Below are 14,263 nucleotides of genomic sequence, written 5' to 3'. Positions count from 1 at the left end.
TCGTACATTTTAAAGGTAAAGATGTACGGCGTGGCGCTGATCTCCAGTACCATATTATTTTTGCCCGAGCAATGTACCGTACCATTCGGGATCAGGAACAAGTCGTGCCTTGTTGCCGGGAAGGTTTGTACGTAGTCTTTGATCTCTACCGGTTCGTTTTGCTCAAAACTGTTCTCTAAAATACTCCTGAATTGTTGTTTATTGATATTTTCCTGGAAACCAAGGTAAACTTCGGCGCCTGGTTTTGCATCGAGGATATAATAAGTTTCATCCTGTGTAAAATCTTCGCCGAAGTTATTTTTAATATATTCAACAGAAGGGTGGCATTGTAATGAAAGGTTGCCGCCGTCAAAAGTATCCAAAAATCAAACCGGATAGGAAAGGCATCGCCAAACCTGGCTGCCGCTTTGCCTAAAATGGCTTCGTTATCCAGTAACAGCAAGGTATCCAACGATACCTCTAACATATTGTTGCCACTTTGCAACAGGATGCCGTTTTCCGGGGCGATAAGTTCAAATGACCAGGCATAGTTTACAACATCTTTGTTCAGCCCATTGATGTTGTTTTTAATCCATTGGCCTCCCCAAACCCCGGGCTCAAACCATGGCCTGGCCCTAAACATGTGGCTGGACATGGTTTTAAGTCCGTTTCTTAACGCATCGCCAGTTGTCCACGATATTTCATTGATCCTTTGCTCATCGATGATTGCATCTATCGCAGGCAAAAGCTGTTTTTTATGCTTGTTGAGTACTGGCCAATCTATAAAGTAAAAACGTTTGTATTGATTTTTGGGATCGGCAGGCTGCTTTTCGCCAAGGTTGCAAATTGCGTTGGCCCTTGACCGGAACTGGATCTCATTTTTAGGAACATCGATATATAGCAATGTACATTTCCATCCCGCAAGAGCGGCACCCGCACCATACAATATGTTTAATTTGTTTGGTTCGGGTTTAAGACTTTTGAGCTTCTCGACATCAAAAAAATCGCTCAGCTGTCCATTGTATAGCTTACCAAATAACGGGTCATCGCCACCATCGTAATTAGCGGTTATTTCATGAATAATGCTTTCCGGTTTTAATGTTTTATTTACGTTAATCCAATTGGCCTGGATGCCTAAAGCGGCAAATTCATCGTTCAGACAGCAGATAAGTACATCCCAATATACGCCCGAATAGCCATCTATAACAATATCATGGTTGCATGTAACGATCCAATTGGCTAAAGTTTTATAGCCGGTATATATTGGCCCGGCAATGTCGAAAGTGGGGTAAATGTCATACTCCTGCCTTTTCGCAGCTTTCTTCAAATCCGGAAGCAGAAACTGTTTGGTGTTCCTCATTGTTTCGATATTAACCGAGTTCAATAAAATAGATTTATTCATGCACTTATATGTTGTAATGTGCAAACATATTTTATTTCGTTTATATTTCAAATAAGTCAAAAAAATAAATTTAGGAACTGCGCCTGCTTTCTACCGTATAAACAAAGCTTTCGGCTTTATAATAGCCCAGGTTATACTCCATCGGCCGTTCGCCCTGATCGTAAACAAACCGTTTCCTGATCAAAACAGGACTGCCCGGATCTATCTCCAGTTTACCTGCTATGAATTTATCGGCTGCCTTGGCGCTTATTTCTTCTTTTGACAGGTCTGCAACTACAGAATGCTCACTCTCAAGCATTTCGTAAAGTGGTTTCTTGAAATCTTCTTCGCCTGTAAGCCCGATCCTTGGATGAAAATACGAAATAAAATATACAAAAGCCTCTTCGGCGTTTCCCCTTAACCTTTCCATTTTCAAAATTTTCTTATCTGTTTTGATATCGAAAAAATTCGCGATATGATCTTCGGGAAAGACCCAGCTAATATGAAGCTCGTAATTTTTTATGGGGATGCTGCGGGCTTCCATCTCCTGTGTAAAGCTCAGCCAATTCATTGATTTGGAGCTCATTTTGGCATGGGCCACTTTGGTTCCAAGCCGTTTTTTCTCACCAGTAGCTCTTCGTAAACCAGTTTGTTAATGGCCTGACGTAAAGTGGTGCGCGATATAGCCAGCTTTTTAGCAAGGTCAACCTCATTAGGCAATAATTTACCTGCCTGATATTCAGGCTCGCGGATGAGCTCTCTTAGCAGGTTCTCTGCCTGGATATGTAAGGGTACGGCGCTTTTATGATCGATGGAAATTTTCATAATGAATTAAGTGGCAAGGTAGTAATTTATCAGGAAAACGGCAGGGGCCGGCATATAGTGGTATCACTTTTGGAGGAGGAACATCTACGGAGCAGAAAAAGGTTGAATTTTTTTATAATACGGTTTTGGGGTTCAATAGCTGCTTCCTTTACTAAGGTAATTTTCTGACCTCTGTTCATTTTTTATCATAGTTAATAAAAAAACTTTGGAAAAACTTTGGAATATAATATTATGATACTATGTTTGTACATAATATAACAATCTGTCTCCATTTCTATCTGGTAAGGCAGCAACCTAATTACATATTTACCTGCATGAAAAAACGTCTACTCATTTCTACGGCATTGTCTTGCTTTGTTTTTTGCATTGCCGGAGCGCAACAGTCCTCCAACAAAGCTTTGGCAAGGAAAATTCTTGCCGATATCCGGCTTGATACAGTCCAGGCGAAGGCTTTAAAACTGCTATCCGGTTTTTCTGCAGGTACATCCTACAGCGAGGTGTGGATCCGCGACTTCAACACTTTCATCAATGGTTCATTAAAAGTACATCCCAAAGAAGAAGTAAAAACCAAACTATTGATGTTTTTTCGCATCCAGGGCCAGGGCGGGGATATTGTGGATGGTGTAGTTGACAGCGCTAAAGCCAGTGTAGGCTATAAATACCGCTACTCATCTTTATTACCGGGTTGGGCAGCGCATAAAAACACGGTAGAGACCGACCAGGAATCGTCATTGATCCAGGCTGTCAAAAAATACATTGATTTTACCGGAGACCAATCTATTTTAAACGAGTGTATTGGTGGTAAAACGATTTTGCAACGAATGGAGGCGGCGCTGGCCTATCTGCATAAAGATCGCTGGTCGGAAAAATATGGTTTGATAACCGGGGCCACCACTATTGATTGGGGCGATGTGCAATCCGAAAACGGCTGGGGCGTGGCCATTAATGATAAAACCAAATGGGCTTTGGATATTTATGATAACGCCATGTTTGTGAAGGCAGTTCAAGATTTCCTTGCGATGGCACCTCGAGGCTACAAAGCCCAAACTGATTGGAAGGCCGTTGCCTCAAAAGTCACTGCCAATGTTCGTAAATACCTTTGGGATGCTGCCGCTCAAAAATATATCCCACATATTTACCTTGACGGCAGCCCTTTCTCATCGGATTTTAATGAAAAAGAGATCTTATACACCGGTGGATCCATATGTGCTATCATAGCGGGGTTTAACACTCCGGCCGAAGTTTTGGAAATAAACAGACAAATGCTTGCAGCCGCGGCTAAAGAAAAGCATGCCACTATCGGCATCACAGTGTACCCCCTTATCCTGAAAAGCAGTATCCAAACATGAAGCCTTATAGTTATCAAAACGGCGGCGACTGGACATGGTTTGGCGGACGAATGATAGCACCGCTCATTATCTATGGTCGCCCGCAGGAGGCTTACGCGGAGTTGTCACCGATGCTCGACAGGATGCTTGCCAACGAGGGCTTTTTTGAATGGTATGATGTGCAATCCGGCGCACCAAAAGGCTCGGGCGATTTCAGGGGTGAGGCAGGTGTTTTATATGATGCCATTACGGCACTAAGGCAATGGGCCGCTAAAAACCGGTAGCCTGTCAGCCAATAAGCTGACATAAACTAAAGTAAACTATAATCCAAATTGATGAAAAAAATGATGCCATAAAGGCAATCCGGACTTCTTTGCCCTTTCTGAAGGGCAACTTCCGGCCTTGCGGCGGTTATAAACCGCCATGAATGCTTCGCAGAGAAGTGTTCCTATAATTACCAGTTTAAAAACAACCTACTAAACAATGTTATGAAGAAAAATCTTATCTACTCAATTCTGCTCACCTTGCTGTCGCTGCACACGATGGCGCAGGTTAAGATCAGCGGCAAGGTAACCGATGCTAAGGATAATTCAGCTTTACCTGGTGTAAGTATCAAAATAAAGGGCACCCAGGGTGGTACCCAGACGGATCTTAACGGAAATTACACGATACAGGTAACCAGTGTTAAACCTGTACTGATATTTTCATATACAGGTTATGCCAGCCAGGAGATATCAACCGTTGGCAAAACTGTCGTTAACGTGCAGTTAGCTGGAACGTCCAGCGCCCTTAACGAAGTCGTCGTGATAGGCTACGGAACCGTTAAAAAATCGGATCTTACCGGCGCTGTTACCGGCATCAAAGGCGATCAGTTAAATGATAAACCCGTGGCTAACGTAACCCAGGCCCTGCAAGGCAAAATAGCCGGTGTGGAAGTTAGTGTTAACAGCACGGCCCCCGGCGCGGGCGCTAAAGTACGAATTAGGGGTATCGGATCCATCAACTCCAATGTCGATCCATTATATGTGGTGGATGGCGTTGTTGGAGTTGATCCAAACTCTATCAACCCGCTGGATATAGCCTCGGCCGAGGTGTTAAAAGATGCTTCGTCCACAGCTATTTACGGTTCGCGTGGTGCCAATGGTGTAATTATGATCACTACAAAACGTGGCCGTACTGGTGCAGCAACTATTACTTATGATGATAACTTTAACGTAAGCGAACTGTATCGCCATTTACGCACTTTAAACTCGGCCGAGTTTGTTAAAGTTTACAATGAATCATTCGCCAACGGTCAAAAATTTGACCCGGCCGGAGGGGTATGGGCACCACCGGTTGCATTAAACCATGCTAATTTCCCTAAGCTTTTTGACGCTAATAATAACCCAATTTATGATACCAATTGGGAAAAAGAAACCTACAAGCCGGCGTTTTCGCAAAGTCACCAGTTAAACATTCAGGGTGGTAGCGAAAAGTCGCTTTACAGTTTATCGTTTGGCTATTTTAACCAGAATGGTCTTGCGCCAACATCGGCCTTTAAAAGATATACCATCAAAATGACAATGGATAACGACCTGAAAAGCTGGTTGAAAGTGGGCGGCAGCATCAACCTCATCAGCAGCAGGCAACGTTTAGTTACCGATGGCAACGGTGGCCTGAACGTGCCAAGGGACGTATCAGAAGAGGTGCCAATAGTACCTGTTAAATATCCTGATGGCACATGGGCAGGTAATTATGACATTGCCGGTCTTGAGGGCGCGCCAAACCCGGTGCAGGTTGCCAACGAGCGTTACACGCTTAACAATAACCTGCAAATGTTAGGTAACATCTACTCTCTGTTCCACATTACAAAAGAGCTGGATTTTAAAACAGATTTCGGCTATAACTTAAGCGCTCAAAAAAACAACTTCTATTCAGCAGGCGATCTGCCGCACTTATCACAGGATCAGGGAGGTGTAGCTAACGTAAACGCTTATAATAATTACTATTGGCAAACAGAAAACTACCTTACCTGGAACAAAAAGATCAACGAAAGGCAGCGCTTCACCGCCTTGTTAGGTATCTCGTTCCAGCAACAAGGGTATGCCCGGGTACGCTCAGAAACGCAGAATTTTATTGATGATATTTTTCAGTACCACTATGAGCAGGCCGGTTCTGTAAGGAGCGCCAATGAAACGCAGGATGAAAAATCATCATTAAGTTCATACTACGCCCGTTTAACTTATAACCTTGACGAAAAATACTTGTTTACCGCAACGGGCCGGTACGATGGCTCATCGCGGTTTGGGGTGAATAACAAGTACGCATTCTTCCCTTCGGTGGGTGCCGCCTGGCGTGTATCGCAGGAGAATTTCCTGAAGGATAACCATACCATCACCAACATGAAATTGCGGGCCAGTTACGGTACTTCGGGTAACCAGGAGATAGGTAACTATCGTTCGCTGGCACAGATCCAGCCGAGCACCACGGTTTTGGGTGGGGCTGCTCAGTCAACATTGTTGCCAAGCTATATTGGTAACCCTAACTTAAAGTGGGAACGTTCTGTTCAGTTTGATGCCGGATTGGAGTTAGGTTTATTTCGTGATCGTGTAAACCTTAACCTTGATTATTATAACCGCACAACTAAAGATCTGTTGTTGCAGGCGCCTATACCATGGTCTGCCGGTGAAACCAATGCCAATGTATATAAAAACGTAGGATCGGTGCGCAACTCCGGTGTCGAGGTTAGTCTGAACACCCTAAATGTTAAAACTCCCGATTTTGAATGGAGTACCAATTTTATATTCACTACCAATAAAAACAAAGTTTTAAAACTAAACGATAACGGCGCTGACATCTTCCCGGGCCCTAATTTCCTCGGTCAAAACTTTGTGATCAGGGTTGGCGAACCTATTGGTTCGTTTTATGGTATGACAAGGCTTGGTACCTATAGCACTTCGGCCGAGGATGTAGCCGAGGCCGCTAAACACAGCTTAAAGCCAGGCGACAGGAAATATATTTACAATCCGGATGGCAGTAATTATTATAGTATCATCGGCCGCGCTTATCCTAAATGGACGGGCACTTTCAGCAGCAGCTTCAGATATAAAGCTTTCGATTTTTCATTCGATATCCGCTTTGTTCAGGGAGTAAATACTGCCGCCAACTTCAAACACTCGGTTGAAGACAGGCAAACCCTTTCAAACAGTTTGGCCAGCGTGCTTAACGCCTGGACACCTAATAACCAGAATACATATATTTCGCAGGTGCGTAATTACAAATTCGCGCAGGATTCGCATTTCGATACATGGTGGGTTGAGGATGGTTCGTTTATTCGCGGCCAAAACTTTACGTTGGGCTATACCTTGCCACAGCCGGTGCTTAAAAAGCTTCATGCCAATCGTTTCAGGATCTACGCAAGTGTTCAAAACGCTTTCATCATAACCAAGTATACAGGTTATGACCCGGAGGTGGATACCTTCAATTCAAGCTACGGGTCGAACGGTTCGTTCTCGCAGAATTTAGATTTCTTCTCAAACCCTCGCCCCCGTGTATGGAACCTTGGTTTACAGGTAACTTTTTAAACAGCGGTAGAGGATCGATTGATAGTTTAATTTAAATGATATAAAAATGAAAACCATGAAAAATATATTGCTTGTAGGGCTGGTGCTGTTTGCATGCTCCTGCAAAAAGTTTTTGAAGGAGGAGCCTACCAGTTTCCTTACGCCCGAATCAAATGTATCGAGTGTTAAGGTGGCCAGGGCTTTTACCAATTCGGGTTACCAAAACCTGCAGGGATTTTTATCGGGCCAAAGTGGTTCGTACGGTGGTAATACCTGGAATTTGATGGAATTTATGACCGGCAAATCGGGCAGCGACCTTGGGCAAACCGGTTACGTAAATTACCAGAACCTAACTTATAGCACCACCTCATTTTATTTTGATACCTGGTGGCAGCAAATGTACCTTGGTATAGGTGCCTGTAACCTGGCCATTGGTAAAATACCTGCTATCAGCGCCCCCGGCCTTACCGATGAGGTGAAAAATAACATGCTTGCCGAAGTAAAAACCCTGCGGGCGCTTTATTACTTTCAGTTAGTACGGATGTACGGAGCGGTGCCAATGGTTACCGAAACACCTAAGGACCTTAACCTGAATATCCCGCGCACCGCGGCTAAAGATATCTATGATAAAGTGATCATCCCCGATCTGTTAGCTGCCGAAAAATCAACGCTGCCATGGAAGGATAACACAGGCAAAGTATCGATGGGTGCTGTTGAGGCCTTACTGGCCGATGTGTATTTAACCTACGCAGGGGCTGCGATCAATGGCGGTAAAACATTCTACGCCGAATCGGCCAAGCGCTCACTTAACGTGATCCAGAATGGTGGTTATACACTATTCCCGGAATATACCGACATGATCAAACCAGCAAATAAAAATACAGGTGAATTTATATTCCAGGTGCAATATGCGGCGTCGGTACCATCGTCAAATCCGCTTACACCGCTTACTATTCCAAATTTTTCGGGTGTTTCGCAATATTCAGATGAGTATGGCTCGGTTTATCCTACAACTCAGTTTTTAGCATCGTTTGCTGCTGGCGATAAACGAGTACAAGAAAAGCAGTTCTTTTACTCCAGCTATACCAATACAAAAACGGGCAAAAAAATTACTTTCCGCAGCCCCTATATATACAAGTGGTTTGATTCTACCGCAGTTAATACCACGTTAAAATCTAATCTTAACTACACCCTTTACCGTTTGGCCGATGTTGAGTTGATGTACGCCGAAGCATCAAACGAAGCCGAAGGCGCACCAAATGCTACGGCTATATTGATGGTTAATAATATCCGCGCAAGGGCTAAGCTGGCTCCGATAGGGGCGTTAACCCAATCAGCATTTGAGCAGGAGGTGTGGTTGCAGCGGTATTTTGAGCTCTGCTTCGAAAATAAAATGTGGTTTGATATGCTCCGAACCCGCAAAGTTCATAACGATGTTACCGGCAACTGGGACAATTTTATAGGCCATAAAACAGTATTTGGCGCCACGTTTACAGATAAACAGCTGCTGTTCCCGCTGCCTAAACAGGAGACAGATGTCAATCCGAAATTGTTACCTAATAATCCGGGTTTTTAAAGGGAAAGTAATCTGAAATTTATTTATAATACAAACAGTAAAAGGCCGGGCACGCGGCCTTTTACTGTTTGTGAGTTTGACTCATAGCTGCTTCTCAAGCATGCAATTTACAAAGGTAAGATAACCTGCAACGTGGTTTGTCCTGCTGAAGATGCCGTTGCACGCCTTTACATAAAAAACTTCATCCGCTTTATAATAGCCTCTTGCAAAATTTCAAAATCTATCCTGTTTAATAAAATGGCCATACATAATTTAAATGTTTGTACAATTTTATTGATTTTAATTTTATTTATAAAAACCTCTTAAATTAAGAAGTAAAGCCTAATAAGGCTATTTTATTATAACGTACTTAAAACAAGCCTGTTGTTGAATAAATTATTAAACTGCATAATTTGTTAATTTAAATTTAAATATGTAATTATGTATATACAATATAATAAAAAATTAATACTAAACCAAATCATTCTATGGTTCAAAGAATCTTTACCTATCAAAATTTAAAATTCCTGGGTTCTTGTGTTCTTTTAATGTTCCCGATCGGATTGGTGGTACACGGCCAAACTTCGTTTACGGTTAAGGGAAAAATAACGGATACCAAAGGTGTAACCATGCCGGGAGTTAGTGTAACCATTAAGCACAGCCCGCGAGGGGTTGTAAGTGATAACGCAGGCGACTATGTGATCAGTTTACCAAAGGGCAGGGATACACTGGTGTTCTCCTTCCTTGGGTTCGTTAAACAGCAAATTGTGCCTGGCGACCGCCACACCATCAACGTCGTATTACTTGATGATAAAAACGACCTAAACGAAGTAGCGGTAGTAGCCTACGGCACGCAAAAAAAGGAGAGCATGGTAAGCTCCATCACTACTATTAGCCCTAAAGAGATCAAAGGCCCTACCAGTAACCTTACCACCATGCTTGCCGGGCGCATTTCAGGTTTAATATCCTACCAGCGTAGCGGGAGCCGGGCTATGATAATGCCTCGTTCTTTATCAGGGGAATCACCTCTTTTGGTTCCGGTAAAATCGATCCGTTGATATTAATAGATGGTATGGAATCGGCAGCGAACGAGCTTGCCCGTCTCCAGCCGGACGATATCTCGGCATTTTCGGTTTTGAAAGACGCGGCTGCATCATCATTATATGGTGCACGCGGTGCTAATGGCGTAATTTTGATCACCACTAAAACGGGTAAAAGCGGCGATACACGGTTTAATGTGCGCCTTGAAAATTCAACATCAACCAATACCGAAAACTTCAGGCTCGCCGATAATATCACTTACATGAACCTGGCCAACGAAGCCGCCCTTACCAGGAATCCATTAGCACCTTTACCATATTCGCAAAACAAGATAGATCATACGGTTGCAGGTGATAATCCGCTTTTATATCCTAATAATGATTGGATTGGTTCGCTGATAAAAAAATACACCAATAACCAAAGGTTTAACTTAAACCTCACCGGCGGCGGCACTAAGGCGCAATACTATATAGCTGCTACCGCTAACCAGGATAACGGTGTTTTAAAAAACCAAAGCCTCAATAACTTTAGCAATAATGTTAAACTAAAAAGTTACGAGATCCGGTCCAACATCAACGTTAAGCTTACCCCCACTACCGAAGGCATCCTGCGTACCTCCGGCGATTTTGATGATTATTCTGGGCCAATAGGTGGTACAGATGCTAATGGCAACACCGTTAGTGGTGGTACAAGGGTTTTTAACAGCACGCTTAATGCCAATCCCGTATTGTTTCCGGCTATTTTCCCGGCATCAGATCTGCCTTATGTAAAACACCCGCTTTTTGGCAATGCCGCTCGGGGCACTAATGGCGAGGTGTATACCAACCCTTATGCATCCATGGTATCGGGGTTTCAGCAATACAGCACATCAACGCTTAACGTTCAGCTGGAGTTAAAGCAAGACCTGAAGTTTATTACCGAAGGTCTTTCGGCAAGGGGAATGGTTTATACCAAGCGCTATTCATACTTCAACTTAAGCAGGCAGTACATCCCATTTTATTATGCTGCAAGCCCCTCGGTAAGCGATCCTAAAGGTTATACCATTTCTCTCCTGAATGAAGGCACCGCTACTGAGTACCTTAACTACACACAAGGTGATAAACTGGTAAACACCACCACATATGGCGAGCTTGCCTTGAACTATAACCGCACTTTTAACAAGCTGCACAATGTAAGCGGTTTGCTTATCGGCATCAGGCGCAACTACCTTAACGGTAACGCCGGCACCCTTACATCATCTTTGCCTTTCCGTAACCAAGGTTTATCCGGAAGATTTACTTATGGGTTTGATGGTCGCTATCTTTTTGAAACCAACTTTGGTTATAATGGCTCAGAACGTTTTGCTCAAAATAACAGATATGGTTTTTTCCCGTCTGTGGGCGTGGCATGGAATGTAAACAACGAGAAGTTCTTTAAGCCGCTCGAGCATGTTATTAATAAACTCAAGTTCCGCGCAACCTACGGCCTTGTTGGTAATGATCAGATAGGCAACGCCGGCGACAGGTTCTTTTACCTATCAAACGTAACGTTGAATGATCCGGCCTATGGGGCCACTTTTGGCGAAAACGGCGGATATACAAAAAATGGTGTATCTATTTCAAGATATGCCAACGAAGGTATCACCTGGGAGAGGTCGAAAAAATTAAACTTAGGTATGGACTTAGGTTTATTTGATTCCATGAACCTTATTGTAGACGCCTACAAAGAACGCCGGAGCAATATTTTGATGGATAGGGCATATATCCCAACCACGCTCGGCCTTACCGCCCCGGTTAGTGCCAACGTTGGTGTTGCTGAGGCAAAAGGCTTGGATGTTGCTATGGATTACAATAAAAACTTTGGGAAATCGTGGTTGCAAATGCGGGGTACTTTCACCTATGCCACCAGCAAATTGCTGGTTAACGAAGAGCCGCAGTACCCATCTAACATGCTATATCTTTCACGGGTTGGCCAGTCGCTTACACAGGCCTACGGGTTGATAGCAGAGCGTTTGTTTGTGGATGATGAAGATGTGAAAAATTCGCCTAAACAAAACTTTGGCGAAGTAAGGGGGAGATATCAAATACCGAGACCTGAACGGCGACGGGCGGATTACCAACCTGGATATGGTGAACGGGTTAGGATACCCAACCACTCCCGAAATTATTTATGGTTTTGGCTTTACCTACGGATATGGTAATTGGGAACTTAGTTCGTTTTTCCAAGGTTCGGCACGGTCATCGTTTTTTATCAATCCAAGCCAGATCTCGCCATTTGTGGCCAACGGGCCCGATCAGCATGGTTTGTTGGATGTGATAGCAAAAGATCACTGGTCGGAAGATAATCGGAACCTTTACGCTTTTTGGCCAAGATTAAGTTTAACACAAAATAGTAATAACAATCAATCATCAAACTGGTGGATGCGTAACGGATCATTCCTGCGGATGAAGAGTGCTGAACTGGCTTATAACATCAGAGAGAAAACACTTAAGCGGTACCATATCTCTTCTATCCGCCTTTATCTCAATGGTACCAACCTATTCCTGCTTAGCAGCTTTAAGCTGTGGGATCCCGAGCAGGGCAGCAATGGCCTTGGTTACCCGGTACAAAAGGTGTTTAACATCGGCGCGAACATTACATTTTAAACCAATTCAAATCGCATGAAAATTTTATCTGTATATAACCAATATTTCGGGCATATCCCGGGGAGGATGGTAAAGCTTTTACTATTAGTTGTATTGCTTACCGGGATAGCCTCCTGCAAGAAAAGCTATCTTGATGTAGTACCCGATAATGTAGCCACGCTCGATAACGTATTCGCTAACCGTACCGAGGCCGAAAAATACCTGTTCACCTGCTATTCATATCTTCCGCAGGAGGGCAACCCAGATAAAAATCCTGGCTTTAGCGGCGGTGACGAGGCCTGGACCTATTGGCCCATGACAGAGGATTACTTTTTCCTTGACCCTTACAACATTGCCCGAGGCGAACAAAACAGGGCAGACCCATACATGAACTATTGGGACCAGTTTGATAACCGTAACCTATGGCAAGGCATCAGAACATGTAATATATTTTTGGAGAACATCGACAGAGTGGCGGATCTGCAGCCTTATATAAAACTAAGATGGATTGCCGAAGCTAAGTTTATCAAAGCTTACCTGCATTGGTACCTGTTCAGGATGTACGGGCCAATACCTATCCTTGATAAAAATCCGCCGATAACAGCCAACCCCGGGGTGTTTAAAGTGTTCAGGCAGCCGGCCGACTCGGTGGTGAACTACATTGCTAAACTGATAGACGAGGCCGCCGCGGGTGATGCCAATACCGGCTTGCCAAGCACCATTACCAGTACTACTACCGAATTGGGCCGTATTACCAAAGTTGCAGCTTTAGCTATTAAGGCCAGGGTGCTGGTAACAGCTGCCAGTCCGCTTTTTAATGGTAATAACGATTTTGCCGGGTTTAAGGGAGTTGATGACAAATTGCTGTTTAACCCGCAATACGACGCTAAAAAATGGACACGTGCTGCCAACGCCTGCAAAATAGCCATTGATGCTGCCGCGGCCGCGGGCCGTAAGTTGTACTATTTTTCAAGTACAGATGTAGCGGTTGATGATGCTACTAAAATTGAAATGAACATTCGTAATGCCATTTGTGAAAAGTGGAACAACGAACTGATCTGGGGCCTTACCTCCGAGGCGGCAGCTTCAACCTTCTGGTTGCAACAATATGCCTGCCCGCAAATTGATCCGGATAACATTAACCTCAGTTTGAAAGGCAAATTGGCCCCGCCGCTAAAAATGGCAGAGCTATTCTATACCAAAAATGGTGTGCCGATAGAGGAAGACAAGACCTGGAACTATGCCGATAGGTTCAAACTGCGAACCGTTACCAATTTGGACACCTGGATGCAGGAAGGCTATCAAACTGTAGGTCTTCACTTTGAACGCGAGCCCCGTTTTTATGCCGATCTGGCTTTTGATGGTTCAACCTGGTTTATGCATAATGGCAACTATAATATCCAAAGTAAGTCTGAACAGTACACCGGCAAAAAGCAAAGTCGCCTGTATTCGGTAACCGGGTATTACACCAAAAAAGTAGTTAACTGGAACCTGGTTTATTCAAAAACAAATGTCACTATCGAATCATATCCATGGCCGGTTATGCGCCTTGGCGATCTGTATTTGTTATACGCGGAAGCATTAAATGAAACAGGTAACCCCGCTGCCGCATTGCCTTATCTTAACCAGATCAGGGCAAGGGCGGGTTTGAAATCGGTTGAAAGCTCATGGGCTACTTATTCAACCAATCCTACCAAATACACTACGGTTGCCGGCTTACGGGATATCATTCGCCAGGAGCGCGGGATAGAAATGGCTTTTGAAGGCAGTCGCTTCTGGGACCTCCGCCGCTGGAAAACCGCGCCACAGGTATTAAGCGCGCCAATATACGGCTGGGATATTATACAATCCACCTACGAGGATTATAACCGTCGGGTATTACTGTTCACGCCGAAGTTTGTTGCCCCGAGGGATTACTTCTGGCCGATAAAAGAAACCGATTTGCAGGTTAACCCCAACCTGGTACAAAACCCCGGATGGTGATTGGCTTAAACGACATTAAAAATGGA

Annotated in this window: 11 protein-coding genes; 8 read left to right on the top strand and 3 right to left on the bottom strand. The window is 44.0% G+C overall.

What is annotated here, in order from left to right:
• Positions 1–175: 175 nt before the first annotated feature.
• The 3 genes from ACQ86K_RS22735 to ACQ86K_RS22725 form a co-directional block, all read right to left on the bottom strand.
• Complete coding sequence (locus tag ACQ86K_RS22735; RefSeq protein WP_431198849.1) at positions 176–1,381, bottom strand: hypothetical protein; 1,206 nt, start codon at positions 1,379–1,381, stop codon at positions 176–178.
• A 70-nt stretch (positions 1,382–1,451) separates the two neighbouring features.
• Complete coding sequence (locus ACQ86K_RS22730) at positions 1,452–1,931, bottom strand: GntR family transcriptional regulator (protein ID WP_431198848.1); 480 nt, start codon at positions 1,929–1,931, stop codon at positions 1,452–1,454.
• 11 nt (positions 1,932–1,942) lie between these two features.
• Entirely contained in the window at positions 1,943–2,185 is a 243-nt protein-coding gene (locus tag ACQ86K_RS22725) for a GntR family transcriptional regulator (RefSeq protein WP_431198847.1), read from the bottom strand.
• Positions 2,186–2,499: 314 nt separating this feature from the next.
• On the opposite strand from ACQ86K_RS22725, the gene ACQ86K_RS22720 reads away from it, so the two are divergent.
• From ACQ86K_RS22720 to ACQ86K_RS22685, 8 genes are all read left to right on the top strand, one after another.
• Entirely contained in the window at positions 2,500–3,534 is a 1,035-nt protein-coding gene (locus tag ACQ86K_RS22720; RefSeq protein WP_431198846.1) for a GH36-type glycosyl hydrolase domain-containing protein, read from the top strand.
• Positions 3,531–3,797, top strand: a complete 267-nt coding sequence (locus ACQ86K_RS22715; RefSeq protein ID WP_431198845.1) for a hypothetical protein — start codon at positions 3,531–3,533, stop codon at positions 3,795–3,797. Before ACQ86K_RS22720 ends, ACQ86K_RS22715 begins: the two co-directional genes overlap by 4 nt.
• A gap of 204 nt (positions 3,798–4,001) precedes the next feature.
• A complete protein-coding gene (locus ACQ86K_RS22710) occupies positions 4,002–7,076 on the top strand; it encodes a SusC/RagA family TonB-linked outer membrane protein (protein ID WP_431198844.1) in 3,075 nt (1,024 codons plus the stop codon).
• 55 nt (positions 7,077–7,131) lie between these two features.
• On the top strand, positions 7,132–8,631 hold the full coding sequence (locus ACQ86K_RS22705; RefSeq protein ID WP_218134447.1) for a RagB/SusD family nutrient uptake outer membrane protein: 1,500 nt from the start codon (positions 7,132–7,134) through the stop codon (positions 8,629–8,631).
• A gap of 467 nt (positions 8,632–9,098) precedes the next feature.
• The gene (locus ACQ86K_RS22700) at positions 9,099–9,668 is read left to right on the top strand and encodes a carboxypeptidase-like regulatory domain-containing protein (protein WP_431198843.1); all 570 of its coding nucleotides are present in this window, start codon (positions 9,099–9,101) and stop codon (positions 9,666–9,668) included.
• A complete protein-coding gene (locus ACQ86K_RS22695) occupies positions 9,623–11,830 on the top strand; it encodes a SusC/RagA family TonB-linked outer membrane protein (protein WP_431200915.1) in 2,208 nt (735 codons plus the stop codon). Before ACQ86K_RS22700 ends, ACQ86K_RS22695 begins: the two co-directional genes overlap by 46 nt.
• Positions 11,757–12,275 (top strand): hypothetical protein, encoded by a 519-nt coding sequence (locus ACQ86K_RS22690; RefSeq protein WP_431198842.1) that lies wholly within the window; start codon positions 11,757–11,759, stop codon positions 12,273–12,275. The genes ACQ86K_RS22695 and ACQ86K_RS22690 overlap by 74 nt, the downstream gene beginning before the upstream one ends.
• Positions 12,276–12,290: 15 nt before the next feature.
• Complete coding sequence (locus tag ACQ86K_RS22685; RefSeq protein ID WP_256337466.1) at positions 12,291–14,237, top strand: RagB/SusD family nutrient uptake outer membrane protein; 1,947 nt, start codon at positions 12,291–12,293, stop codon at positions 14,235–14,237.
• Positions 14,238–14,263: the final 26 nt, after the last annotated feature.

Origin of the sequence: Mucilaginibacter sp. P19, assembly GCF_050632265.1 — a bacterium.
Taxonomy (GTDB): Bacteria; Bacteroidota; Bacteroidia; order Sphingobacteriales; family Sphingobacteriaceae; genus Mucilaginibacter; species Mucilaginibacter gossypii.
Note: the sequence above shows the minus strand (reverse complement) of the source record. Positions and strands in the feature narration are given on the sequence as shown.